The organism is Mycolicibacterium sichuanense (genome assembly GCF_033741125.1).
Lineage (GTDB): Bacteria > Actinomycetota > Actinomycetes > Mycobacteriales > Mycobacteriaceae > Mycobacterium.
Map to the genome: position 1 here is coordinate 61,517 of NZ_JAWQPU010000005.1, position 25,594 is coordinate 87,110.

24 protein-coding genes and 1 pseudogene are annotated in these 25,594 nt (G+C 68.4%); 14 read left to right on the forward strand and 11 right to left on the reverse strand.

All coding sequences use genetic code 11. The features are described 5' to 3' along the window. Positions 1–90: 90 nt before the first annotated feature. Positions 91–714, reverse strand: a complete 624-nt coding sequence (locus SBI80_RS16220; protein ID WP_318975836.1) for an FMN-binding negative transcriptional regulator — start codon at positions 712–714, stop codon at positions 91–93. Between the two features lie 40 nt (positions 715–754). Here SBI80_RS16220 and SBI80_RS16225 point away from each other — a divergent pair, with 40 nt between their 5' ends. The 9 genes from SBI80_RS16225 to SBI80_RS16265 all read left to right on the forward strand — a co-directional run bounded on the left by SBI80_RS16225 (position 755) and on the right by SBI80_RS16265 (position 9,129). After that, a complete protein-coding gene (locus SBI80_RS16225; protein ID WP_318975837.1) occupies positions 755–1,213 on the forward strand; it encodes a helix-turn-helix transcriptional regulator in 459 nt (152 codons plus the stop codon). Continuing rightward, positions 1,210–1,629 carry a VOC family protein gene (locus tag SBI80_RS16230; protein WP_318975838.1) on the forward strand — a complete coding sequence of 140 codons (420 nt, stop codon included), beginning with the start codon at positions 1,210–1,212 and terminating at the stop codon, positions 1,627–1,629. Before SBI80_RS16225 ends, SBI80_RS16230 begins: the two co-directional genes overlap by 4 nt. Next, positions 1,626–2,000, forward strand: a complete 375-nt coding sequence (locus tag SBI80_RS16235; protein WP_318975839.1) for a DUF1801 domain-containing protein — start codon at positions 1,626–1,628, stop codon at positions 1,998–2,000. The genes SBI80_RS16230 and SBI80_RS16235 overlap by 4 nt, the downstream gene beginning before the upstream one ends. A gap of 60 nt (positions 2,001–2,060) precedes the next feature. Next, positions 2,061–3,479: an SDR family NAD(P)-dependent oxidoreductase gene (locus SBI80_RS16240; RefSeq protein WP_318975840.1), complete on the forward strand. Its 1,419-nt coding sequence runs from the start codon at positions 2,061–2,063 to the stop codon at positions 3,477–3,479. Between the two features lie 77 nt (positions 3,480–3,556). Next, positions 3,557–4,171 (forward strand): TVP38/TMEM64 family protein, encoded by a 615-nt coding sequence (locus SBI80_RS16245; protein ID WP_318976227.1) that lies wholly within the window; start codon positions 3,557–3,559, stop codon positions 4,169–4,171. Positions 4,172–4,243: 72 nt separating this feature from the next. Next, the gene (locus SBI80_RS16250) at positions 4,244–5,692 is read left to right on the forward strand and encodes an FAD/NAD(P)-binding protein (protein WP_318975841.1); all 1,449 of its coding nucleotides are present in this window, start codon (positions 4,244–4,246) and stop codon (positions 5,690–5,692) included. 23 nt (positions 5,693–5,715) lie between these two features. Next, positions 5,716–6,231 carry a nitroreductase family protein gene (locus SBI80_RS16255; protein ID WP_318975842.1) on the forward strand — a complete coding sequence of 172 codons (516 nt, stop codon included), beginning with the start codon at positions 5,716–5,718 and terminating at the stop codon, positions 6,229–6,231. A gap of 109 nt (positions 6,232–6,340) precedes the next feature. Further along, positions 6,341–7,687, forward strand: a complete 1,347-nt coding sequence (locus SBI80_RS16260) for a rhodanese-like domain-containing protein (protein WP_318976228.1) — start codon at positions 6,341–6,343, stop codon at positions 7,685–7,687. Between the two features lie 14 nt (positions 7,688–7,701). Further along, positions 7,702–9,129, forward strand: a complete 1,428-nt coding sequence (locus tag SBI80_RS16265) for an LLM class flavin-dependent oxidoreductase (RefSeq protein WP_318975843.1) — start codon at positions 7,702–7,704, stop codon at positions 9,127–9,129. Between the two features lie 39 nt (positions 9,130–9,168). On the opposite strand, the gene SBI80_RS16270 is transcribed toward SBI80_RS16265, so the two are convergent. Together SBI80_RS16270 and SBI80_RS16275 are read right to left on the reverse strand one after the other, a co-directional pair. Beyond that, on the reverse strand, positions 9,169–10,551 hold the full coding sequence (locus SBI80_RS16270) for a styrene monooxygenase/indole monooxygenase family protein (protein WP_318975844.1): 1,383 nt from the start codon (positions 10,549–10,551) through the stop codon (positions 9,169–9,171). Positions 10,552–10,606: 55 nt separating this feature from the next. Further along, positions 10,607–11,737 carry an LLM class flavin-dependent oxidoreductase gene (locus SBI80_RS16275; RefSeq protein ID WP_318975845.1) on the reverse strand — a complete coding sequence of 377 codons (1,131 nt, stop codon included), beginning with the start codon at positions 11,735–11,737 and terminating at the stop codon, positions 10,607–10,609. 458 nt (positions 11,738–12,195) lie between these two features. Here SBI80_RS16275 and SBI80_RS16280 point away from each other — a divergent pair, with 458 nt between their 5' ends. The 3 genes from SBI80_RS16280 (at position 12,196) to SBI80_RS16290 (ending at position 14,287) form a co-directional block, all read left to right on the forward strand. After that, the gene (locus tag SBI80_RS16280) at positions 12,196–12,402 is read left to right on the forward strand and encodes a dodecin (protein ID WP_318975846.1); all 207 of its coding nucleotides are present in this window, start codon (positions 12,196–12,198) and stop codon (positions 12,400–12,402) included. Then, complete coding sequence (locus SBI80_RS16285) at positions 12,402–13,112, forward strand: GNAT family N-acetyltransferase (protein ID WP_413232745.1); 711 nt, start codon at positions 12,402–12,404, stop codon at positions 13,110–13,112. Before SBI80_RS16280 ends, SBI80_RS16285 begins: the two co-directional genes overlap by 1 nt. A gap of 113 nt (positions 13,113–13,225) precedes the next feature. Then, positions 13,226–14,287 (forward strand): LLM class flavin-dependent oxidoreductase, encoded by a 1,062-nt coding sequence (locus SBI80_RS16290; RefSeq protein ID WP_318975848.1) that lies wholly within the window; start codon positions 13,226–13,228, stop codon positions 14,285–14,287. A gap of 30 nt (positions 14,288–14,317) precedes the next feature. Here SBI80_RS16290 and epsC read toward each other — a convergent pair whose 3' ends face one another. After that, on the reverse strand, positions 14,318–14,902 hold the full coding sequence (gene epsC / locus SBI80_RS16295; protein WP_318975849.1) for a serine O-acetyltransferase EpsC: 585 nt from the start codon (positions 14,900–14,902) through the stop codon (positions 14,318–14,320). Positions 14,903–14,909: 7 nt separating this feature from the next. Next, positions 14,910–15,845, reverse strand: a complete 936-nt coding sequence (gene cysK / locus SBI80_RS16300) for a cysteine synthase A (protein WP_318975850.1) — start codon at positions 15,843–15,845, stop codon at positions 14,910–14,912. Between the two features lie 183 nt (positions 15,846–16,028). On the opposite strand from cysK, the gene SBI80_RS16305 reads away from it, so the two are divergent. Then, positions 16,029–17,258, forward strand: coding sequence for an acyl-CoA dehydrogenase family protein (locus SBI80_RS16305; protein WP_318975851.1), 1,230 nt, complete (start codon positions 16,029–16,031; stop codon positions 17,256–17,258). A 1-nt stretch (position 17,259) separates the two neighbouring features. Then, on the forward strand, positions 17,260–17,745 hold the full coding sequence (locus tag SBI80_RS16310) for an NADPH-dependent FMN reductase (RefSeq protein WP_318975852.1): 486 nt from the start codon (positions 17,260–17,262) through the stop codon (positions 17,743–17,745). 235 nt (positions 17,746–17,980) lie between these two features. Here the strand turns inward: SBI80_RS16310 and SBI80_RS16315 are convergent, their stop codons facing one another. From SBI80_RS16315 to SBI80_RS16340, 6 genes and pseudogenes are all read right to left on the reverse strand, one after another. Then, positions 17,981–18,598: a superoxide dismutase gene (locus tag SBI80_RS16315; protein ID WP_318975853.1), complete on the reverse strand. Its 618-nt coding sequence runs from the start codon at positions 18,596–18,598 to the stop codon at positions 17,981–17,983. A gap of 395 nt (positions 18,599–18,993) precedes the next feature. After that, the gene (locus SBI80_RS16320) at positions 18,994–20,229 is read right to left on the reverse strand and encodes an acyl-CoA dehydrogenase family protein (RefSeq protein WP_318975854.1); all 1,236 of its coding nucleotides are present in this window, start codon (positions 20,227–20,229) and stop codon (positions 18,994–18,996) included. Continuing rightward, on the reverse strand, positions 20,226–21,221 hold the full coding sequence (locus SBI80_RS16325) for a GNAT family N-acetyltransferase (RefSeq protein WP_318975855.1): 996 nt from the start codon (positions 21,219–21,221) through the stop codon (positions 20,226–20,228). Before SBI80_RS16325 ends, SBI80_RS16320 begins: the two co-directional genes overlap by 4 nt. Then, complete coding sequence (locus tag SBI80_RS16330; protein ID WP_318976229.1) at positions 21,218–22,729, reverse strand: APC family permease; 1,512 nt, start codon at positions 22,727–22,729, stop codon at positions 21,218–21,220. The genes SBI80_RS16325 and SBI80_RS16330 overlap by 4 nt, the downstream gene beginning before the upstream one ends. A 137-nt stretch (positions 22,730–22,866) precedes the next feature. Further along, positions 22,867–24,266: pseudogene (locus tag SBI80_RS16335) on the reverse strand (NtaA/DmoA family FMN-dependent monooxygenase). Continuing rightward, positions 24,263–25,573 carry an NtaA/DmoA family FMN-dependent monooxygenase gene (locus SBI80_RS16340; protein WP_318975856.1) on the reverse strand — a complete coding sequence of 437 codons (1,311 nt, stop codon included), beginning with the start codon at positions 25,571–25,573 and terminating at the stop codon, positions 24,263–24,265. Before SBI80_RS16340 ends, SBI80_RS16335 begins: the two are co-directional and overlap by 4 nt. Positions 25,574–25,594: the final 21 nt, after the last annotated feature.

Below are 25,594 nucleotides of genomic sequence, written 5' to 3' on the forward strand. Positions count from 1 at the left end.
CGAACGGAGACGCTGAGCCTCGGTCACCCAGCGATTTCCGAACGGTATACCAATTTTGTTTCTTCGGTGTGACGATTCGTGGCGGTCGAGTTACGTACTCGCGCTGGGGCGCTGAGCCTCCACGGCAGCCGCGCCCTCGTCATCCCCCTCGGCCCGCAACCCCGCGATGACACCGGCCACGTCGGCCGCGGGACGGTTCTGGCTGAGCTTGAACTTCGCCTCGATCCGGTCGATCGCCACCTCGACCCCGACGATCGCCCGTAGCTGGCCCGCGACGAACTTCTCCGGCGCGTCGTCCACCGACCACGGCACCGCACGCGTCCGCTCGTGGTGGTCGGTGAGCCGGCGGACCAGATCAGCCAGCCACACCACGTCGTCGCGAATGGTCACGGTGCCGTGCACGTGGGCGGTCACGTAGTTCCAGGTGGGCACCACCCGCCCGTGTTCGGCCTTGGACGGGTACCAGGACGGGGTGACGTAGCAGTCCGGCCCGCGCACGATCACCAGGGCCTGCGAGCCGTCCACGTGGCGCCAGTGCTCGTTGTTGCGGGCGAAGTGCCCCGCAAGAGTGCCCGCGTCGCGGTCGTAGACGAACGGCAGCATGGTCGCCTCCAGCCCCGCGGGCCCCGCGGTGACGAGATCGGCCGCGCGCTGCCGCGACAGCAGGTCGTCGACCGCGTCGTCGTCGGCCGCGAAGTGGGCGGGAGCGTACATCCTGAAAGCCTTCCATCCCGTGCTCTGGCACGATCGAGGGGTGACTAGCGGACCCGCCGCGACGAACCGGCTGCGCGACCTCAAACTGATGCGCCGGGTGCGAGATCGCATGGACCGCGACTTCGCCCAGCCGCTCGATGTGGACACACTCGCCCGCGGGGTGGGCATGTCCGCAGGCCACCTCAGTCGACGGTTCAAGGCAGCGTACGGCGAATCGCCGTACGCCTACCTCGTGACGCGGCGGGTGGAACGCGCGATGACGCTGCTGCGTCGAGGCGACCTCGGGGTCACCGAGGTCTGCTTCCGGGTGGGTTTCTCCTCGCTCGGCACGTTCAGCACCCGCTTCACCGAGCTCGTCGGCGTCTCGCCGAGCACGTACCGCGATCAGACGGCGCAGGCAACGGCAGGCATCCCGTCGTGCGTCGCCAAGCAGGTCACCAAACCGGTCAGGAATCGAGAAGCCCTGGCGGTAGTGCCCTACCTATCGTCATCGACATGACCCATCCACGCGTCACCGTCCACGCCACCTTCCTTCCGCACGAGGATCCCGAGCAGTCGTTGAAGTTCTACCGCGACCTCCTCGGATTCCACGTCCGCCTCGACGTCGGCGCGGGCACGATGCGCTGGATCACGCTCGGCCCCGCCGAGGAGGACACCACGGCGATCGTCTTGACACCACCCGCCGTGGACCCCGGCATCACCGACGACGAGCGCCGCACCGTCGCCGAGATGATGGCCAAGGGCACCTACGCGATGTTGCTCCTGGCCACCGCGAACCTCGACGGCGTCTTCGCGCGACTCAGCGAGGGCGGCGCCGAGATCGTGGAGCCCCCGACCGAACAGCCCTACGGCGTGCGCGACTGTTCCGTGCGCGACCCGGCAGGCAACATGATCAAGATTCAGGAGCGCCGATGACCGAGGACTCGCCGTCGCAGAAGATCGACGCCCGCATCGCCGAGCTCGGCGACTGGCGTGGGGACGTGCTCGCCCGCATCCGGGCCGCCATCAAGAAGGCCGACCCCGACGTGGTCGAGGAATGGAAGTGGCGGGGTGTCCCGACGTGGTACCACGACGGAATGCTCTGCACCGGTGAGACGTACAAGGACAAGGTGAAGGTGACCTTCGCCAAGGGGGCTGCACTGGAGGATCCCGCCGGGCTCTTCAACTCCAGCCTCGACGGCAACGTCCGGCGCGCCATCGACATCGGCGAGCACGACGATCTCGACGACCGGGCGTTCGAGGCCCTCATCGAAGCCGCCGTCGCGCACAACGTGGGTTCGCCGTGACGTCTCGCGCCTAGACCACGCGAATCGGAGGTTTGCCCAACCTGCGATTACCCTTCCTGCGTGACCGCGATCGATCCGGACGAGCTCAGGACGTGCCTTCGGGTGCTGTCCGAGGTGCAATCGCTGCCGCCCGAGCACCCCGACGCGGTCGCAGTACGCCGGGCCACAGCGGGCATCTTCAAGGCCGTCAAGCAGGCCCGCCGCCACGCCAAGCGCGATGCGGTGGCCGCAGCCGACCGCGCGGTCATCGCCGCCACCGCCACCGGGGCCCCCGGCCGCATCGACGACGAGACGCAGGGTCTGCCACTGGTGTCGACCGCGGCGGGCGCCACCGCGGGCACGCTGCTGCGCTCGCGAGCCTGCTACGCCTGCAAGAACCACTACACCCAGGTCGATGCCTTCTACCACCAGCTCTGCCCCGACTGCGCCGCGTTCAACAGGGCCAAGCGCGAGGCCCGTACCGACCTCACCGGCCGCCGCGCACTGCTGACCGGTGGCCGCGCCAAGATCGGCATGTACATTGCGCTGCGCTTGCTGCGCGACGGCGCCCACACCACCATCACCACGCGCTTCCCCAACGATGCCGTGCGCCGGTTCGCCGCCATGGAGGACAGCGCCGACTGGCTGCACCGCCTGCGCGTGGTCGGCATCGATCTGCGCGACCCGGCTCAGGTGGTTTCGCTGGCCGACGCGGTGGCCGCCCAGGGGCCGCTGGACATCCTGATCAACAACGCCGCGCAGACGGTGCGCCGCTCCCCGGGTTCGTATGCCGCACTGGTCGAGGCGGAGCGCACCACGCCCCCCGAGCTCGTGGACGTGATCACCTTCGACCACGTCAGCGACGCCCACCCCGCGGCGCTCGCCGGCAGCCTCGCCGAGCACCAGACCCCGCACGCCCTCACGCAGCTGGCTCTCACCGCACGCAGCGCCTCCCCGGAGCGCGTCGCAGCGGGCATCGCGATCGACGCGGGCGGGCTGCTACCGGACACCGCCTCGGTGAACAGCTGGACCCAGCGCGTGCACGAAATCGACGCGATGGAGCTGCTGGAAGTCCAGCTGTGCAACCAGACCGCGCCGTTCATACTGGTCAGTCGGCTGCGCCCGGCGATGGCCGCAGCGCAGGCCCGGCGCAAGTACGTCGTCAACGTCTCGGCCATGGAGGGTCAGTTCAGCCGCGCCTACAAGGGCCCCGGGCATCCGCACACCAACATGGCCAAGGCCGCGCTGAACATGCTCACCCGGACCAGCGCCGGCGAGATGCTGCAGCAGGACGGCATCCTCATGACGGCCGTCGACACCGGCTGGATCACCGACGAACGTCCCCACCCGACCAAGATGCGGCTCGCCGAAGAAGGCTTTCACGCCCCACTGGACCTGGTCGACGGCGCCGCCCGGGTGTACGACCCCATCGTGCGCGGCGAGGCCGGCGAGGACGTCCACGGCTGCTTCCTGAAGGACTACGCCCCGAGCAACTGGTGAGAGACGACGGCCCCGCCCCGCCGTCGCGGCGGCCCCACCTCATCCGTCTCGGGCTGTTCTTCGCGTTCCTGCTCGCGATGTTCTACCTGGTGGGCGTGAGCCACGTCGTCGACGTCGACGACGTCCGCCGCGTCGTCGCCGCGACGGGCCCGGCGGCGCCGCTGACCTACGTGCTGGTCTCGGCGGTGCTCGGTGCCGTCTTCGTGCCGGGGCCGATCCTCGCCGCCGGCAGCGGGGTGCTGTTCGGACCCCTGCTCGGCACGTTCGTGACGCTGTTCTCCGCGGTCGGGACCGCGGGCATCACCAGCCTGCTCGGCAGGCGGGCCGGCCGCGAGAGCGCCCGCGGACTGCTCGGGGCCGAGCGGGCCGATCGCCTGGACGAGCAGGTGCGGCGGCGCGGACTGTGGGCGGTCGTCGGTCAGCGATTCGTGCCGGGAATCTCGGATGCGTTGGCGTCCTACACGTTTGGCGCGTTGGGTGTTCCGCTGTGGCAGATGCTCGTCGGCTCGTTCATCGGGTCGGCGCCGCGGGCGTTCGTCTACACCGCGCTCGGCGCCTCGATCGGCGATCTGTCGGCTCCACTGGCGTACACCGCCATCGGCGTCTGGTGCGTGACGGCGGTCATCGGGGCATTCGCCGCCCACCGCGGGTACCGGGCGTGGCGCGGGCGTGCACCGAACGGTGAGCGGTGATCGCACCCACCATCTGTTCAGCGTGATTACAAGGGACCTTTGCGCCGCGCTCGTCGTCTAGGGTCGGCGGGAGTGGAGCCACGGTCAACGAATGCATCCCGCCCTGCGCGCATCGTCGTCGTCGGCGGCGGCTTCAGCGGGGCGATGACCGCGGTCAACCTCGCTCGGCTGAGCGAGAATCCCCTGCACGTCACCGTCGTCAACCGGGCCCACCCCGTCGGCCGCGGTGTGGCGTATGGACTGCGCCGACCCGAGTACCTGCTCAACGTCGCCGCCCGCAACATGTCCGCCTTCCCCGACGAACCCGACCACTTCCTCGAATGGCTGCGCACGCGTTCGGAATTCGAGTCGACGCCGGGAATCGAGCTGCGCGAGCGCTTCATCGCCCGCCAGATCTACGGCGACTACCTACGGGCCATCGTGCAGCACCACCTACAGAGCCCGGGCGCCATGACGCCGGTCACGTCGGAGACCCTGCAGGCCGACGTCGTGGACGTCGAACCCGTCGGATCCGGCGGGCTGGTCCACCTCGCGGACGGGTCGGCGCTGGAGGCCGACCGGGTGGTCCTCGCTACCGGCAACGAGGCCCCCGCTCCCCTACCTGGTGCCGAGGCCCTCGCCGATCACCCCGCCTGGGTCGGCAACCCCTGGCAGAGATGGGAGGACCGCCTGCCCGGGCACGACGGGCACATCGTCCTGCTCGGCACCGGTCTGACCACCGTCGACGCGATCATCACCCTGCGCGCGCTGGGCTGGCTGGGCAGCATCGACGCGGTCTCTCGGCACGGATGGTTCCCGCACACGCACTTTCGCGGCATCGAGTACCCGGACTTCCCGCCGCCCGACGTCGACCTCCCGGCACTGGGCCTCGACGAACTGGTGGCGCTCGTCGAGAAGCACTGCGCCCTGCTGCACGAGCGCAACGCCAACCCGGCCATCATCGTCGACAAGTTGCGACCCCACACCCAGCGGATCTGGAGCCAGTGGGACCCGCAGGAGCGACGGGCCTTCGCCAGCGATCACGCGGCGCGCTGGAACGTCTTCCGCCACCGGATCGCACCCGCGATCGGCGCGCAGATCACCGGGTCCCAACTCACCGGCCAACTTCGGGTCCACGCCGCGAGCATCGAGGCCCTCGAGGCAGACGGCGACGCCGTCGCGGTGCGCCTGGCCGACGGCCGAACCCTGACAGGGGACCTGGTGATCAACGCCACCGGCCCGGCGACGAAGTTCACCGCGACGCGCTCGCCGCTGCTGCAGAACCTGCTGCGGCGCGGACTGGTGGCGCCCGATGCCACCGACATGGGCGTCCGCGTGGACGCCGACCACACCATCGTGACCGCCGACGGCGAGCGGTCCCCGGTCCTGCTGGCGCTCGGCCCGATGCTGCGAGGCACCTACTGGGAGACCATCGCCGTGCCCGAACTGCGCGTCCAGGCCAGGAGGGTCGCCGAGACTCTGCTAGGCGCCGCACGGATGGACGTGGACGAGCGTCGATTGCAGCTCGAGTACATGATCTGAGTACCCAACGAACGGAGGACGCAATGGAGACGTGGGACGCGATCCGGGCCCGCCGCAACGTGCGAAGTTATCTGCCGGACGCCATTTCCGACGCTGATCTGGACCGCATCGCCGAGGCGGGGTGGCGCGCACCATCTGCGTCGAACCGCCAACACTGGGACTTCGTCATCGTCACCGACCCCGCTCAGCTGCAAGCGCTTTCGACGGTCTGGCGCGGAGCTGCCCACATCGCAAAGGCACCGGCCGCCATCGCGCTGATCGTGCCGCAACCCTCCGACGAACGCACCAAACTCATCGATCAGTACGACCTGGGGCAGGCGACCCTGGCCATGACGATCGCCGCCACCGATCTCGGCATCGGTACCGGCCACTCCGCGGTTGGCGACCAAGACCGGGCGCGGGCCATCCTCGGCGTCCCCGACGGCTATCTCGTCTCCTACCTCCTTGGAATCGGACGTCCCGCCGATCGTCCGCTGGTACCGATCGCCAGACCGGATCGCCGGCCGTACTCGGAGGTCGTTCACCGCGGACGTTGGTGAGGCGCGGGACCTCGTCAAGAAGGGTTGATCTCGCCAGTCGTTGCATTCAGGCCGAGGCAAAGCCTGTGCGCGGACGCCGCGATTCGGCACCGTCGTTGGGGTGAGCGCGGTGGACGTATCGATCGTCGAGACCTCCGGACTGGGCGACCGCAGCTATCTGGTGAGCGCCGGCGGGGTTGCGGTGGTGATCGACCCGCAGCGCGACATCGACCGGTTGCTGAATGCGGTTGCCGAGCGCCAGTCGCGGGTCACCCACGTGCTGGAGACCCACGTGCACAACGACTACGTCAGCGGCGGCCTGGAATTGGCGCGCGTCACCGGCGCCGAGTACGTCGTACCCGCCGGTGAATACGTGGCCTTCGAGCGTCGCGCCATCGCCGACGGTGACGTGATCGACGCGGGGCCGTTCAGGTTGCGGGCCATCCACACTCCCGGGCACACCCATCACCACACCAGCTATGCGCTCAGCGACGCTGCCGGGACCGTCCTGGCGGTCTTCACCGGCGGGTCGATGCTCTACGGAAGTGCCGGGCGCACCGATCTCCTCGGGGACGAACACACCGAGGATCTCACCCATGCCCAGTACCACTCGGTGCGCCGACTGGCCGACCAATTGCCCGCCGAGGCCGCGGTCTACCCCACCCACGGCTTCGGCAGCTTCTGTGCGGCAACACCCGCGAGCGGCGATGCCTCCACCATCGGCCAGCAGCGGCAGGACAATCCTGCGCTGACCCAGGACGAGCAGACCTACGTCGAGGAACTGCTAGCCGGCCTGTCGGCGTACCCCGCCTACTACGCGCACATGGGTGTCATCAACCGTTGCGGCCCCGACCCCGTCGACCTGTCCGTGCCGACGCCCGTCGACCCGGTCGAGCTGCGCCGCCGCATCGACGCCGGTGAGTGGATCGTCGACCTGCGTCACCGCACTGCGTTTGCCGCCGGACACCTCAGCGGAGCACTCGGCTTCGAACTGTCGGATTCGTTCGTCACCCACCTCGGCTGGCTCCATGCCTGGGGTGCACCGTTGACCCTGATCGGCGACGATGACGACCAGATCGCCGAGGCACGACGAGAGTTGGTCCGGATCGGCGTCGACGGGGTGACCGGGGCGGCGACCGAACCGGTCGAGACGCTGGCGGCGGGCCACGAGCTGCGTGCCTACCGCGTCGCCGACTTCGGGGAGCTGGCCGACGTCCTCGACGACGACTCCACGGTCGTGCTGGACGTGCGTCGGCCCGACGAACACCGCGACCGCCACATCCGCGGTGCGGTGAACATTCCGGTCCACGAACTGCTCGAGCGCATCGGCGAGGTTCCCACCGGCGAGATCTGGGTGCACTGCGCCTCGGGGTACCGCGCCTCGGTGGCCGCCTCCCTGCTCGACCGCGAGCGGCGCACCGTCGTCCTCGTCGACGACGACTTCGACGAGGCCGCCGAAGTCCTGCCGACGAACTGAGTTTGGAGGTTCTCGTGACCCGGCCGCGGCTGATCCTCAACGCATTCACCATGAACACCGCCACCCACGTGTCCTACGGTTCGTGGCGGAACCCACAGACGCGAAGCGTGGACTTCGATCAGCTGGACGTCTGGGTGGACCTGGTCAAGCTCCTGGAGCGAGGCACGTTCGACTCGGTGTTCTTCGCCGACGTCGTCGGGGTCTACGACGACTATCGCGGTGGCTGGGACACCTACGTGCGGGAGGGACTGCAGATCCCCAACCACGACCCCTCGGCCATCGTCTCGGCGCTGGCCCTGTCCACCGAGCACCTCGGTCTGGTGATCACCAGCTCGATACTCCAGGACCATCCATTCTCGTTCGCGCGCAAGATCTCCACCCTCGATCACGCGTCGCGGGGCCGCATCGGCTGGAACGTCGTGACCAGTGCGCTGAAGAACTCGGCCCGCAACTTCGGGCTCCCCGAACGCGAAGAGCACGACGCCCGCTACGAGTGGGCGGAGGAATACACCGAGGTGGTCTACAAGCTATGGGAGGGTTCCTGGGACGACGGCGCACTCATCCGTGATCGGGAACGCGGTGTGCACGCCGATCCCGAGCGGGTGCACGAGATCAACCACGTCGGCAGGCGTTACTCGGTGCAGGGCCCGCACCTCAGCTTCCCCTCCCCACAACGGACGCCGGTGCTCTTTCAGGCCGGAACGTCCACCGCGGGACGCTCGTTCGCCGCACGACATGCCGAAGGCGTGTTCATCAACGCAGCGTCGCCGCACGGAGCCCGCCTGGTCATCGACGACACCCGCGACCGCGCGGTCGCCGCCGGACGCCGGCGTGAGGACGTCAAGTTCTTCCAGGGATTGGCTTTCGTGGTCGGTTCCACCGAGGCCGAGGCCAAGCGGCGGGCCGCCGAACTCGACGAGTTCCTCAGCGTGGACGGACTGATCGCGCACCGCAGCGGTGGCATCGGCATCGACTTTGGCGGACTGGACCACGACACCCCCATCGGAGATCTCGCGGCCAGTGTTCAAGGCACCCGCAGCACCATCGAATCCCTCATCGCCGCTGCGCCTCCCGGTACCAACCCGACCATCGCCGACCTGATCCGTCAGCAGCAGGAGTCCACCCGCGTCGTCGGCACCCCCGAGCAGATCGCCGATGTGCTCGAGCAGTGGCAGGATGCCGGCATCGACGGCCTGAACATCCGCTACATCACCACGCCGGGCAGCTTCGAGGACTTCATCGACCACGTCGTGCCCGAGCTCAGATCAAGGGGCCTGGCTCAGACGGAGTACGCCCCGGGGACGCTGCGCGACAAGCTCTTCGGCGCCGGGCCCGAACTCCCCGATCGCCACCCGGCGCGCCGGTGGCGCGGTGCGTTCAGCTCCCCAGCTACTCCGGCCCCCTCTCCACGAGCGAGCGTGTCTGCGGGCGACACGCCGTAGAGGTTGCCGAGTACACGCACGCTGGCGAGTGGTCAGGTGCTAGGCCACCGAAGTCGATACCGCGTCCTGCCGCCCGTAGGCCGAGTACCGGAAACTCGCGGCGGGCACCCGCGCCAGCAGCTCGTCGGCGGGGTGACCGGACACGTCGGTGATGAACCGGCGAGCCGCTGCGCGTGAACCTATGCGCAGCAACGGATTCGGATCGGATAGCAAACCGAACAGGGCCGCGCCAAACTCCGGGCTGGCCGCCGCTGCCGGAAAGAACAGCTGGCCGTACGGTGCGAACTCGGGATCACCGAGGAACAACCGGGTGACCAGGACCGCGGCGGCACCCCGCGTGCTCCAGAAGTGCTCGAACCGGTCGTGGAGCCAATTCTCGTCGAAGGGGCCCGAGTAGTCGCGGGCAGCGGCGACCAACTGCGCGGACTGAATGAGACCGCCTTGGGCTCCTTGAGCGCCGATGGGGTCGAACGCGATCGCGGTGTCACCAAGGGCGAGCACCGGGTGGCCGCTCACCGTGACGCCCACCGCATGGCGCACGGTCGGCGTGACCGCGCCACGCAGCCATGCGTGCCGATCTCCAGGAATGACCGTCGTCGAGGCGATCTCCGGTACATCCCAGTCGACGTAGTCCCGATGAACCTCGTTGACGATGCGGTGTGCGGAGGCAACGTCGTGCGCCCCCTCGAAGCGCCGCGCCCAGTCGCTCCCCGGTTTGGCGAAGCCCAGGAACGACCACGCCGGTCCGGCGTCCTTGTGCAGATACGGGCCCCACCACAGCTCACCCTGTTCCGAATCGATCGCGAAGGTGTTGTGTTCGCCGCCGGCCGGTCCGCGGTGGGCGAAGACATCGGTGCCGTGCCCAAGGCCGGCGACGGTGAGCATGAGCAGAGACCGCTGCGGACGGTCGTAGACCGTGCGAGAGTGGTCGACGGCGAACAACTCCGACAAACCAGAACGCCCAGTCGCCACCAGCGTGAGGTCGTGAGCCGCGGCTACGTCGTCGAGTGTGTCGGTGGTGATGACCGTGACTACGAAACGTCCACCGCTGGCGAGGAATTCGCCAATGCGGTCGTCCACCTTGAGCCGGGTGTCGACGCCCGCCGCACGGATTCCGTCGTATTCGACGTCGAAGTCGAGGTCATCCCGCCGCTCGGCCCCCGCACCGCTGAATACCTGGGTGCTCTGCCCGGTGACCCGCGGAGCGCGACCGAGATAGTCATCGAGGCCCAACTCTCGCTCGGCAGCCTGGGCCACGGCGAAGGTCACCGCCGTACCGGTGGCCGGACCGTCGTTGCGCAGCGCAGCGCGATCACGGTCGCTGAGCAGCGTGACGTCGAAGCCTGCGTTCAAGAATCCAACTGCTGCCGACACACCGGTTTGTCCGGCACCCACGATTGCCACGGATCTGCTCTGCCCCATGTCCGAATGCTCGACCAGATCCGCACCCACGGGCACTATTTGGTGTGCGGTGATTCTAAGTCCCCCGCCGGGCCCACTCCTCGGCGAGCAGCGCGTAGGACTGCACGCGGTGCTGGTGATCATGCGTGATGGTGGTGATGATTAGTTCATCGGCGCCGGTGGCGTCTCGAAGCTGCTCGAGCTGATCGGCGACCTGCACCGCGGATCCAACGAACTGGGTGCTCACCCGATCCGAGACGAGAGCGCGATCGGCGTCCGACCAGACGTGCCGCCGCGCCTCGTCGGGGGTCGGAAACTCGATCGCACCCTCGGCGGTCCGGATGCTGCGTACCCAGAGTCCGTAGCCCGTGGCCAGTTCCCTTGCCTCGGACTCATTCTCGGCAACTACCACGTCGGCCGACACGGCGACGTACGGCTGGGCGAGTTCCGCCGACGGGCGGAAGGCCGCGCGGTAGCCGTGGGTGGCCTCCAGGACCCGACTGGGGGCGACGTGATAAAATGCGGCGAAGCGCAGCCCGTTGCGACCCGCCACGGTGGCACTCTCGCCCCCGCTGCTGCCTAGAATCCAGACCTGAAGATCGGCACCGCGGCCGGGCACGACGTGCGCGCGCTCGCCGGTGCCGGACGCATACGAATCGGCGATCAGAGCGAGGATGTCGTCGACCTGTTCGCCGTAGTCCTGCGACGTTGCGTCCGGAAGCTGAAGGAGCGCCTTCTGCATGGCCATCCGCGGCGACTTCAGCAGCGGCGTCGGGTCGAAGGGCGGCGGGATGGGCAGGCCATTCGGCGCACGTCCGTCGACCACCTGCGGTACCTCCGCAGTCGAGGCCGGTGTCGCCAGGGGTTTGCCTCCGGAGCGCCCGAGACCCAAATCGAACCTGCCGGGATGCACCGCGTCCAGCAGACCGAATTCCTCGACCGTCGACAACGCGGTGCGGTGTCCCATTTGCAGGGCGCCCGAACCCAATCGAATGGTGGACGTCTGAGCAGCAGTCAGGGCGAGCAGCACCGCGGGCGAAGTGCCCGCGACGCCGGGGTTCAGATGGTGCTCGGCGAACCAGTACCGCGCGTACCCGAGCCGTTCGGCCTGTTGCGCGAGATCGACGCTGTTGAGCAAGGCTTGAGTCGGCGTGGATCCCGACGAGATCGGCACCAGATCGAGTACTGCCAGCGGGGTGGTGCTCATGACCTCTTCGAACGTACCGGCCCCGGCATTATTCCACCCGCCCACTGCCCCACTCTGGCCGTGCGCCGTCGGACCGGCGCCGGGCCATCAGCGCCTTCCGTTCGCCCCACCTTCGGATCAGCACGAGCCGAACTCGCCCAGCTACGCATCGCCGAGCGCGTCCACCAGGCGGCCGGCGTCCTGCTCGGGCCCCCGGTTGTAGGGCAGCTTCGCCAGCGCGGACGCCATCGCGCAGTGTGTGGGCAGTCTCGAATTCGGCGGCCGTCCTGACGTCGACGACGCGGAGGGCTGCCGTCGACGCCAGTCTCCTCTGCAGTTCGTCGGCGTTGATGTCGCCCCGGGCGAATGTGGATGCAGTCATGGCCAAGAACTACCCATGTGGCTGCCGGCAACTGCTCCTAGAATCTGGCCGAGTCCAAGGGCTGTGCGCGCTGGCGGCGCTGAGATTCACTCCCACCATGAGCGAGCACACCTACCGAGTAGTCGAGATCGTTGGCACGTCACCGGACGGCGTGGACGCCGCCATTCGGAACGGCGTCAGCCGCGCGTCGCAGACCTTGCGTGGACTCGACTGGTTCGAGGTGCAGTCGGTGCGCGGAGAGCTGGCCGACGGTCAGGTGGCTCACTTCCAAGTGACGTTGAAGGTGGGCTTCCGGCTGGAGTGATCACCGCGTCGAGGAATCAACCCGCCTTGGCCGGACCGCATCCCCTGGACAATCCGGTCTTCGCTTCGTTGACCGGTCCGCACGAATTCTTCGCTCGAGGCAGGCGACGCGCGTGGCGATACCCGCCCGAGGTGGCGGCGTTCGCCGGTTTCGCCGGGGCGCCCGATCCGAACGACTGGGACGACCTCGCCGCGGCGACGCGCCTTGGCGACGTCGTCATCCTCACCGGCGTGCTCGGTGACCCACCGCGCGGCTGGGAGGTCGTGGAGCACAACCCGGGCGTGCAGCTCGTCGACGATGGGATGGCGGCCGTCCCCGACGAAGAGGCGGTACGGCTAGGCGTCGAAGACGTGCCGGAGATGCTGGCGTTGGTCGCCGCCACCCGGCCCGGTCCATTTCTTCCTCGGACCATCGAGCTGGGCACGTATTTGGGGATTCGCCACCGGGGACGCCTGGTCGCCATGGCGGGTGAACGCCTGCATCCGCCCGGTTGGACCGAGATCAGCGCGGTGTGCACCGACGCGGCGTTTCGAGGCCGCGGTCTGTCGACTCGGCTGGTGCACGCCGTGGCCCACCAGATCCGCGGCCGCGGTGAGACGCCGTTCCTCCACGCGGCCGCCTCGAACGTCACGGCGATCCGGCTCTACGAGAAGCTTGGTTTTCGCCTTCGCCGGACTCCCGACTTCCTCGCCGTCCAACGCGTGGTCTAGACCTTCGTCGGCGGCGCCGTCGACCAAATCACGGTGACCGCAACCATCTACGCCGACGAGCGCACCGTCCTACCGTCGAGGTCCGCCCCACTCGTCGCTTCCGGGAGGCCGTCGTGACCAGATCTGCACTGCGCTTCGGAGTCTGGGCCCTGGTGTATGGCACCTGGGGCGCGCGGCAGCACCCCGGGGAGCCCGTCGATGCGTCGTGGGCCCGCACCAGGGACCAGATCGTCGAAGCGGACCGCCTTGGGTTCGATGCCACGCTGGTGGCACAGCACGAGGTGAACCCCGCCGGAGATCACTACGATCAACTCGAGGCGTGGACGACCAGCGCCGCACTCGCCGCGCTGACCGAGAACATCGAGATCATCACGGCGATCAAGCCGGCGCTCTACCACCCGGTGGTGCTGGCCAAGCAGGCACTGCAGATCGAGGAGATCAGCGGGGGCCGGTTCGGCATCAACGTCGTCAACGCGTGGTTCAAGCCGGAGATCGCCCGCGCCGGCCTGCCGTTCCTCGAACACGACGCGCGCTACGCCTACGGCCGGGAGTGGCTCACCATCGTGCAGTCACTGCTGGCTGGACGACGAACGACGTTCCACGGGAATCACTTTCACGTCGAGGACTACCAACTCAAACCGGCGAGCCGGCATCGTGACCGGCCGACGATCTACGTGGGCGGCGAGTCCGAGGCCGCGCGCGGCCTGGCGGCTGACTTCGCCGATGTCTGGTTCATCAACGGACAGCCCGAGGAGGACGTACGGCGCCTCGTCGACGACGTCGCCGCACGCCGCCGCACCGGCGGACGATTGCGATTCGGGTTGGCCGCGTTCGTGATCGGCCGCGAGAGTGATCGCGAGGCCGCCGACGAACTTGCCCATGCCTTCGAGTTGGCCGGCCGGGACGTCGCCGAGACCGAGTCCGTCCTCTCGAATGCCGACCCCAATGCCGAGATGTTCAAGACCTTCGCACGGAATCCGCACGTCGGCACCAACGGAGGCACGGCCGCCGGACTCGTCGGCAGTTACGACACGGTGGCCGAACGAATCCTGCGCTTCGGCGATCTTGGAATCGCGTCGTTCATGCTGCAGTTCCAGCCGTTCGAGTCCGAGATGCGCCGCTTCGCCGAGGAGATCATTCCCCGAGTACGTCGCCTGGAGAGGATCGCCGCCTGACGCCGCAGCGGCGCCGGGGCCATGACGGCCTTAGATGTACATCGCAGGGTCGACGTAGGTGGTGGGGTCCACCCCTTGCTCACGCTGTTTGTCGGTCCTGGGGCGCACGACCGCGGGAATTCCCGTCGCGATCGACTCCGCGGGAACGTCGTGGGTCACGACCGCATTCGCCCCGATCGCACTGTCGTGGCCGATGTTCAGCGGCCCGAGGACCTTTGCCCCTGCCCCGATGGTGACGCGGTCGCCGACGGTGGGATGGCGCTTGACCTGGAGCAGGGTGCGCCCACCGAGGGTCACACCGTGGTAGACCATCACGTCGTCGCCGATCTCGGCGGTCTCGCCGATGACGACGCCCATGCCGTGATCGATGAAGAACCTCCTGCCGATGGTGGCGCCCGGATGAATCTCGATGCCGGTGAGGAAGCGCGTGAACTGCGTGAGGATCCGGGCTGGTCCGCGCAACGCCGGCCTGGCCCACATGCGGTGAGCCAGGCGGTAGGACCAGATCGCGTGCAGGCCGGAGTAGACCAGGGCATTCTCGAGGTCGCCGCGGGCGGCTGGATCGTGAATCCGTGCGTTCTGCAGATCCTCGCGCAACGCGGACAGCAAGCTCATGGCGCGATCACTCCCGGATGTGATCGAACAACGCCGTCGAGATGTACCGCTCGCCGAAGTCACACACGACGGTGACGATGAGCTTGCCGGCGTTCTGCGGGCGTTTGGCGAGTTCGAGAGCGGCCCAGACGTTGGCACCGGTGGAGATGCCGCCGAGGATGCCCTCCTCGGTGCCGAGGTCTCGAGCCACGGCGATGGCGTCGGCGAACTGCACGTCGATGATCTCGTCGTAGACATCGCGATCGAGGACTTCGGGGATGAAGTTGGCGCCGATGCCCTGGATCTTGTGCGGACCGGCGTCTCCCCCGTTCAGGATTGGGGAATCGGCGGGTTCCACGCCGACGATCTTCACCGACGGCTTGCGGGCCTTGAGGTTTCGGCCAACGCCGGTGATCGTGCCACCGGTGCCGATGCCTGCGACGAAGATGTCCACCTCCCCGTCCGTGTCGTCCCAGACTTCGTTTCCGGTGGTGCTCTGGTGGATTGCCGGATTGGCGGGGTTGGCGAACTGGTTGGCGGCCACGGCATTCTCGGTGTCGGCGATGATCTGCTTGGCCCTGGCCACCGCGCCCGCCATGCCCTCGGAGCCTGGAGTCAGAACGATCTCGGCACCGAAGGCGCGCAGCATGACGCGGCGTTCGGTGGACATGGTCTCGGGCATCGTGAGGATGACCCGGTAGCCGCGTGCAGCGCCGACCATTGCCAGCGCGATGCCGGTGTTGCCACTGGTGGCCTCCACGATGGTGCCACCCGGCTTCAGCTCCCCGGACCGTTCTGCGGCATCGATGATGGCGACCCCGATGCGGTCCTTCACGCTGTTGGCCGGGTTGTAGAACTCGAGCTTGGCCACGACCTGAGCGCCGAGCCCCTCGGTCAACCTGTTGAGCCGGACGAGCGGCGTACGCCCGACCAGCTCGCTTACGTTGCCATAGACCTTGCCCATCGCTGACCCCTCTCGTGAACCGCCGACTTCCGGACAATTTCAGCACGTTCGCGTCATCACCGTGGCAGCCAGCCCTCATCGGCGCCGGTCCCGAAAGAATCAGGTTGGCCCAAACACTCGGTGTGCGCGACACCGCCCTCTAACGTCCGGTGACGTGCATGCCGCCGATTCTTCGCAACTCTCGTGACCAGCACCCTCCCCGACGCCGGTGTGACGACGGGCAGATGGCCGGCGTTCGCCGAACACTTCGCCGAGATCGCCGAGGGCGCGCAACGCCGCGAACAGGACCGGATCCTGCCCCGCGAACAGGTGGGCCGATTGCGCGACGCCGGCATCGGCAAGCTCAGGCTCCCGGTGGACCTGGGTGGAGCCGGAGCGACCCTCCCCCAACTCTTCGACGTCGTGATCGAGCTGGCCGCTGCCGACGCCAACGTGGCGCACATCCTGCGGGCGCACTTCGGCTTCGTCGAGGAGCAACTGCACAATCCCGATCCAGTTTCCGGCCGGCGGTGGTTGGGTCTGGTGTCCGACGGCCGACTCTTCGGCAACGCCGTCAGCGAGCAGAACAGGCTGCCGGTGGGCCGCACGGCCGGAGCGACGCACCTGGACACCGTCCTGACCCCCGACGACGCGGGCGGATTCAGGCTCGACGGCGTGAAGTTCTATTCAACGGGGACGCTGTTCGCGGACTGGGTGAACGTGCAAGCCGTCGACACCGACGGCGCGTCCTACCGCGTGACCGTTCCCGTGGACCGGGCGGGTGTCACGGTCGAAGACGATTGGGACGGCTTCGGTCAGCGCCTGACTGGGACCGGCACCACGCGATTCGTGGACGTGGCGGTCCACGGCGACGAGGCGCAGCGCGTCGATGCCCGCGACGCCGAACCCAAGCCCACCTACTACGGCGGTTTCTATCAGCTCTACCTGCAGGCACTCACCGCGGGAGTGCTCGCCGCCGTCCGGTCGGACGCGGTGGCGTTGACCCGCAGGCGCGAGCGCAACTTCAGCCACGCCAGCCAGCCCCTGCCGTCGGACGACCCGCAGGTACTTCAGGTCGTCGGCGAGATCGCCGCCGACGCCTTCGCCGCCAGGGCCATCGTGCTGACGGCCGCGCAGGCGCTGCAGGTGGCCTCCGACAGTGAGCGCGGCGGTGTGTTCGATCCCGATGCCGCACTGGCAGCTCAGCTTGCCGCGGCACAGGCGAAGGTCACCGTGGACCGCTTCTCTTATGCGACGGCCGCCCGCCTGCTCGACGTGGGCGGTGCGTCTGCCACGCAGGTGCGCTACGGCCACGATCGGCATTGGCGCAACATCCGCACGATATCGACGCACAATCCGACATTCCTCAAGGCGACCGCGATCGGGTCCCAACTGGTCAACGGGACACCGCTTCCGCAAAACGGATTCTTCTGAGATGGCCGTCGTCGTCGTGGGTAACCCGAAGCCGCGGTCGCGCACCAGAGCAGCTGCCGAACTGGTCGCGACGGAGCTCACGGGCGCGCCCCCGGAGCACGTCGTCGACGTCGTCGACCTGGGGGCGGGCCTGCTGGGCTGGGGAGATCCGAAGGTCGCCGAGGCCAAGGCCATCGTCGCGTCGGCCGATCTGCTGGTGGTCGCCTCTCCGACCTTCAAGGCGACCTACACCGGGCTGCTCAAGCTGTTCCTCGACCAGTTCGGCGCCGGTGAACTCGGACAGATCCCGACCTTCCCGTTGATGCTCGGCGGGTCGCTCGCCCACTCGCTAGCACCGGAATTGACGTTGCGCCCGGTACTGGTCGAGATCGGTGCGAGTTGCCCGGCGCCAAGTCTGTACCTGCTCGACTCCGACCATGAGGGCTCGGCTGCTCTGGATGCGTGGTTGCCGATCGCGCGCCGCTATGTGCCGGGGCGGTCCGGCTAGGCAGCCCGGCCGGATCCGGTCGGTGAACGCCGCGACGCCCGGTCATGGATCGTCGGGCGCGGGTCCGCTGCGGGAGACTGTCGACGCGATGGCCTGAAGGGTCTTCTGCGCGCCACCGCGTCTTCTCGTCGTCAGCCATCGCGTCGACCTCTCGTCGGCTCCACCCGGGGACCCGGCCCGAAGTACGGGACGGGCCCCAGGGTGGTCCTCAGCGCTCCGCCGGTCGTCTGCCGCGTCAGAAGACGAGGCCGTGCGCCGAACTCGCCGCCGCGAATCGTGCTTGTACGTCAGCCCAGTTGACGACGTTCCAAAACGCCGTGACGTAATCTCCCTTGACGTTCTCGTACTGCAGGTAGTACGCGTGCTCCCACAGGTCGACCTGGAGCAGGGGGATGATGCCGAGCGGCACGTTGGCCTGCTGGTCGTAGAGCTGGAAGGTGAGCAGGCGCTGACCCAGCGTGTCATAGCCAAGAACCGCCCAACCCGAGCCCTGCAACCCGTTGGCCGCGGCGGCGAACTGTGCCCGGAACTTGTCGAACGAGCCGAAGTGGTCGTCGATCGCCGCAGCGAGCTCACCAGTCGGCTTGTCACCGCCGTTGGGCGACAGGTTCTTCCACCAAATGGAATGGTTGACGTGACCGCCGAGGTGGAACGCCAGGTTCTTCTCGTTGAGGAAGATCGCAGCGTGATCGTCGTTGGCGCGAGCTTCCTCGAGCTTGGCCACTGCGTCGTTGACGCCCTTCACGTACGTGGCGTGGTGCTTGCCGTGGTGGATCTCGTTGATCCGACCCGAGATGTGCGGTTCCAGGGCCCCGTAGTCGTAGTCGAGGTCCGGCAGGGTGTAGTCGGTCATGAGATCCATTCCATGTCGTCGTCGGTCTTGGTGTCGAACGGGCTCTGTCAGGCGACCGCCGTCATGCGCCGACCGGCCTCATCCCGTCACCGACGCTACGGCCGACCGGGCGCCGGGCTCGACGGTTTCCCTCGCCGCGAACCTAAGAGCGTGCAGAACAATTGATTTCGCGAACGTCGGCGGAAATCGCCAGCGGTCCAAGTGAAGTCGATGGAGTAGTTGGGTGGAACGTCCCCATACCGATCGCCATCATCCGTCCTTCGAGACGACGCCGAGAACGACCGGTTGACTGCCGCATCGCGGGGGTGGCGCCACAGGCCGTAGTTGACGTGCGACACCGTGTTCATCGAGAACCCGTTGAGGATGATCGGTCGTGGTGATTCCTCGACCACGCCTCAGTTGCCCTGTCCGCCGCGACCGCGGGTCGCGAGGTTGGGCACCGGGTCCTTGCCGTTGATCAGCCAGTCACCGAGGATGCGCGCCTTGTACACCCGCGGGTTGTGCGAGGCCAGGGTGCGCGCATTGCGCCAGTGTCGGTCCAGCGCAAGCGCTTCCGAGGTTCCGGATGCTCCCAGCGCGTCGAACACGGTGGTGGTCGCCTGCAGTGCGGCCGCGATGATGACCAGCTGCGCCTGGGAGATGGCGACTTCGGCGTCGACGAGCCTGCCCCTCGCCCCGTCCTCGTCCCCGTGGATGCGTCCGGAGACGATGACGTCCAGCGTCCGGCTGCTCCGGTCGAGCGCCGCCGATGCCGCGAACGCGTCGGCCGACACCTGCCCGATCACCTGGAGCAGCTGGGCATCGTCGGTGGGGGTCTCGCTCAGCCCCTGGGGGTAGTTGCGGCCGCGGCCCTTCAGCGCCGAACTCCCGTCCCGCAGCGCCGCGCGGGTGATCCCGGTCAGCACCGCCAGCATGGCGATTTGGTAGAAGTGCGACTGGTAACCGAAGCGCTCCGCGGCCGGGAACACGTCACCCTCGTCGGCGCGGACGCGGTCGTACCGTGCCGAACCGCTTGCGGTGGCGCGCTGCCCGAAGCCCCGCCAGTCGTCGATCAACGTCACGCCGGGATCGTCGGCGCGGACCAGCGCGGTCCACAGCTCACTGTCCTCACCGCGTCCGAGGACGTCGAGCCAGTCGGCGTAGAGACTGCCGGTCGCATAGTATTTCGACCCCGTCACCACCCAGTGGTCACCCTCGCGGGTCACGGTCGAGGCGAGGTTCGCCAGCGTCAGACCGTTGGCCTCGGTCCACCCGCCGCCGACGAACGCTCCGGCCAGGAACCGCTTGAGCCAGGTGTCATTGGCGTCCGACGCGGGCGCGTTGAGTCGGTCCTCGACGAAGGCCAGGTGATTGCGCCAGATGTGGGCGACGTTCGCGTCGGCCTCGGCCAGCTCGGCGAGCAGGGCGAAGGTCTGCTCGAGCGACGCGCCGAGCCCGCCGTGGGCCTGTGGGATGCGCAGCGTCCCGAAGCCGGCGTCGTTGAGCCACCGGACCTGCTCGTGGGGCAGGGTGCGCTCGCGTTCGCGTGCCACGTTGCCCGCCGCAACCGAGGCGAACACCGGGGCGAACCGCTCGCGCAGGTCATCCACGGTGGCCGTGGGTGGGGTGAGATACGTCGTGGTACTGGTCATCGGGTCACTTCACTGGTGTCGATGCGGTAGGCGGCGGAGTGCTCGACGGCCACGTAGCCGAGCCGGGCGTACAGCAGGTGCGCCTTGCTGCGGTTCTCGATGTCCGTGCCGAGCGACGCCAGCGAGAGTCCACGCCGTCGCGCCGCGAGCCAGATCTTTCCGAGGAGCAGTTCGGCGATGCCGCGCCGGCGGTGCTCGCGGTGCACGCCGATGTAGTCGGTGTGGGCGCTGATCTCCTGCGCCCCCGCCGGTCCCGCGATGTAGGTCGAGCCGAGCACGTAACCCACCACCTGGTCTGCGGCGTCGACGGCGGCCAGGCTGAAGTCGGGCGCGAACGCCCGGCTGTGCAGGTGGTGCTCCCAGCCTTCCGGCGTCTTGGACATGTTGCCGAAGTGCTCGGCGAACGTGTCGTACTGCAGCCGGCGGACGCTCTCGGAGTGACCGTGGCGCAACACTTCTGGCCAGCTGAGCACGCGCAGGCCGTCGATGGTCGCGCCCTCGAGCTGGGCCAGATCGACGTCGTCGAGCGGCTTGCGGGTGCGGATGAACTGGGCCTCGCGCCGGGCGCCGCGACGCTGCAGGGCCTCGATCACCCGGGACTGCCCGGACCCGACGAAGGCGCGGAGGAAGGCGCCGGGGACCGCGGGCGCCTCCCGGAGGAACCGGTCCACCGTCACGTCGACGACGTCGTCGAGCACCCAGTTGGGCGTCGCGGGATCGAAGACGAAGTCCGCGACGATCTCCGGCTGGATGCCGTGCGGTTGATGCAGTGCCGCGTAGCCCCGGACGTGACCGGCCGCATCGAGCACCGTGACGGCTCCCTCGGGGTAGGCCGACGCCAGCTGCTCGGCGACGTCACGGGAATCGGCGGCGAACTTGCGGCCACTCAAACCCGCAGTGGTGGAGAGGAAGTCGGCGATGCGCGGATGGTGTACCGGGTCCAGCGGCACGGCCGACCACCGCCGGACGCCGACTCCGTCGAGGACCGTCACGGAACCACCGGCTTCGCGGCGGAACCCTCCCCGAGCACCTCGTCGATGCCCTCGTCGGCGAGACGGCGCTGCTCCTCCTCGGATAGCGTCTGAATGGTGCCCACCCGCCGGGCCACCTCGGGCCGGCTGCGCTTTAGGTAGGCATACCAGAGGACGGCCGCCAGCAGGAACCCGCCGAAGACGAAGGGCAGGATGTCGAACGGGTACTCCGGCACGGGATAGAAGTTGCTGAAGATGACGTAGGCCAGCCCTAGCGTGGCGGCGGCCGAAACCGCCAGCCGCACCGGCGTCAGTGCCTTGATGCGATGCAGCCAGATCGGCGTGGCGATCACCACCAGCAGGTAGCTGATCAGGAAGCCCCAGTTGGCGACGTAGCCACCGTAGACGTCGAACACCAATCGCCCGGCGGTGCTGAACGTTGCGACGACCGAGAAGATCAGCGCCAGCGCGCCGACGAAGACCACGCCCACCCAGGGGGTCTTGTGCTTGGGGTGCACCCTGCCGAAGGCCCGCGGCAGCGCGCCTTCGTGTCCGAAGGTGAACAGTGACCTGGCGGCCGCGGTGGTCACCGCGGTCACGAACACGATGAACGCCACGCCGACTGCCGCGCTGACGACGTAGTCGACCCACGGCACCCCGACGGCATCGGCCAGCTGGGGCAGCACCGCCTTGTCTCCGTCGATCGCCCCGAAGTGCAGGATCTGCGGGTAGGTTCCGAAGATGTACAGCACGCCGATGAGCAGCACCACCCTCAGCAGCGACCTGGCGATGTTGCGGTGCGGGTCCTTGGCCTCGGCACCGAGGGAGGCCACGCTCTCGAACCCGGCGTAGGACCCCACCGCGGTGACCGCCGCGATGAACGTCCCGCTGCTTCCCAGGTGCGCGATGTTCCACTGGTCCCAGTCGACGTGGAATCCGTAGCCGACGTAGGACGCCACGATGATCACCAGGATCGACGCGATCGCCAGCAGTTCGAATGCCAGCTCGTAACGCGCCGTCACCGACACGCCCCGATACGGCAGGTACACCGCCGCGGCGACCACGACGATCACCAGCAGCAGTCGGAACCACGCGGATTGCGAACCCAGGCCGATCGATTCGAGGAACGAGTCCAGGTAGAGCACCCCGCCCAGCGTTCCGGTCACGGCGAAGCCGATGTAGCCGAACAGCAGGCTGAAGCCTGCCGCGAAGGCGAAGCCCGGACCGAGGCCGTTGCCGGTGTAGGTACCCAGCGAGCCGGAGGAGACCGTGCGCTTGGCCTGGAAACTGATGGTCGTGGCGATCAGCACGACGATCACCAGACCGACGACCGCGGCCCAGGCCGCCCCACTGCCTGCCGCGACGAACAGGGAGAACGGCACGACCGCCAGCGCCACGCTGGGGGCCGCGGCCGCGAGCCCCTGGGCGAAGACTCCCCACGGCCCCAACGCATCGCGTTCCAGGCCGGTCGACTCGGCGGTGGTGAGGACGCGGCCGTCGGCGGCGGCGGCCTCGCCGTCGCCCGGTATCGAGGTGGTTGACACGGTGCCTGCCTTTCCGGGGCTCAGCGCAACCCGGCCAACCGGACGTAACCGGTTGGCACACAGGCTGTTAACGAGAATTTGACGTAAGTGTCACGATGCCTTGATCCGGACGTGTACGGCAGTCATCGGATCGAGGAGATTCTTTCTTCGGCGCCAATCGCGCGGTGGCCGGCGCCGGGGTGGTCGAGGGGAAGCCCGGCGGAGCCGGCCGGAAACAGTCTCTGCCGCAGCGTGGTCGGGTCACCGACTTCTCGGAGCCGGCCGCGGCGCCTCAGCTCGGGGACCAGGTGCTCCGCGACGTCTTGGAAGCTGCCCGGCGTCAGGTGGTAGACGACGTTGAATCCGTCGACCCCGGTGTTCTCGGCGTAGGCCTCGAGATCGTCGGCGACCGTTCGGCCCGAACCGACGAACAGCCGACCTCCGAAACCACCCAGTCCACCGACGTAGTCCCGCAGCGTGATGTGCCGGCGCTGTCTGGATCCTGGACCGCCGCCAGAACCGAACGGCTGGCGTCGGTGTCGAAGGCGCGAATGGGTTCGTCCACCCCGTAGCGCGACCAGTCCACCCCGCTCAGTGCGGAGAGCAGTACCAGCCCGCCCTCGAGGTCGTGATGCTCGGTCAGCTCGGCGGCCTTGGCGCGTGCTGCGGAGTCCGTGGTGTCGGTGACGATCTCAACCGAGGTGATGAACTTGATGGCGCCGGGATCACGGCCGTGGGCGACTGCGCGGCGACGCACGTCCTCGACGTTGGCGCGCAACACCTCCGGGCGAGGATCGCTCGCGAAGACGACTTCGGCGTTGCGCGCCGCGAACTCGCGGCCCGCCGGCGACGTGCCCGCCTGCAGGATCACCGGCGTCCGCTGCGGGGACGGCTCGACCAGATGTGCGCCGGGCACGCTGAAGTAGGTGCCCTCGTGTCCGATGCCGTGCACCCTCGACGGTTCGGTGTACACACCCCTGCGGCGATCCCGCACGACCGCGTCCGGCTCCCACGAACCCTCCCAGAGCTTGTAGGTGACCTCGAGGAACTCCTGGGCGATCGCGTAGCGCTCGTCGTGGGGGATCTGACGGTCCCGACCGAGGATGTTGCGCGCAGCGCTATCGAGCAGCGACGTGACGACGTTCCAGCCGATCCGACCTCCGGTGAGATGGTCGAGGGTGGAGAACTTGCGCGCCAACAGGTACGGCGCCTCGTAGGTGGTCGACACCGTGACACCGAAACCGAGATGGGTGGTGGCGGCGGCCATCGCCGAGACGACCAGCAGCGGATCGGTGACCGGCGTCTGGACGGCGTGCGACAGCGCCGCGGCGGCGTCTCCGCCATAGACGTCGAGCTGCCCGACGGCGTCGGCGATGAACAGCATGTCGAAGCCACCGGCGTCTAGCGTCCTGGCCAATTCGACCCAGTAGCGGACGTCGGTGTACTCGGAGGTGCGGTCGTCGGGATGGCGCCACAGCCCGTAGTTGCCATGGGACACGGTGGACATCGTGAAGGCCGACAGGATGAACGGTGCGCCGGTCATGCCAACCGCCCGAACCGCGGCGGTACGACCAGCCCGAGGTGATCACGAAGGGTGGTTCCCTGATATTCGTGACGGAACGATCCGCGCTTGCGCAGCAGCGGCACGACCTGTTCGACGAAGTCCTCGAATTGGCCTGGCAATCCAGAATCCTGCAGCACGAATCCATCGCAGGCATGTGTGTGGAACCAGTCCTCGATCTCGTCGGCCACCCGCTCGGGTGTGCCGACGACGCTGGCCCCCCAGCCGTTCACCGTGCGGTAGAGAAACTCTCGCACGGTCGGGTTGCCGTCGGTGGCCAACGCCCGGTAGCCGGCCAGCGCGGTCTGGTGGGTTTGCGTGCTAGCCGGAAACGCCGACGCTGGCACCGGTCCGTCCAGGTCCGCCCCGGTGACGTCGACGTCCACCTCCAACAGCCAGCCCGCCTGATACTGCGGACTGAAGTACTCGTAGGCGGCCCGCTCGATCCGGCGCACCTCGTCATCGGTGGACCCGACGATGAAACGCAGCGACGGCGTGATCAACGGAGCGGTGGCGCGACCGAGGGCGAGGGCCTCGTCGTGGACCCGGCGGTAGAAGTCCTGCGCCCGCGCGCGGGTGCCCTGCCCGGTGAAGATGACCTCGGCGTGCCGGGCGGCGAATCCGCGTCCGGTGTTCGAGGAACCGGCCTGAAACAGGACGGGCCGGCCCTGCGGTGAGCGCGCGGCGCCGACCGGACCGCGAACGTCGAAGTATCGGCCGTGGTGGTCGGCGACGTGAATCTTGGCGACGTCGTTGAAGATTCCCGCCAAGCGGTCCTCCAGGATGGTGTCCTCACCCCAGCCGTCCCACAGCGCGCGCACCACCTCGAGCGCCTCCTCGGCGATCGCGTAGCGCTCGTCGTGGTCGACGACCCCGCGCGTGCTGAAGTTGTCGGCGGCGGCCGCGGCGAAGCTGGTGACGAGGTTCCACCCGGCGCGACCTGCGCTGAGGTGGTCGAGGGACAGCAGCTGTCTGGCCAGGTGGTAGGGATGTGCAAGGGTGGCCGATCCGGTGACGACCAGCCCGATGCGCTCGGTGACCGACGACAACGCTGCCGTCGTCGTCAGCGGCTCGAAGTCCTCGGTGGTCTTGTACGCCCACGTGGCAGGCGGACCATAGTTCAGCCCGTCGGCGAAGAACAACGCGTCGAAGGTGCCCGATTCGGCGATCCGCGCCCGGTCGACCAGCCGGCGCCGGGTTCCGGCGGGGCTGTTGTCCAACCCGGGATGACGCCACGGCCCCGCCGACCTCGTGTTGCCAAAGGCCAGCAGGTGGAGTTGTCTGGGCACGAAGCTAGAAGCTACTCCGGT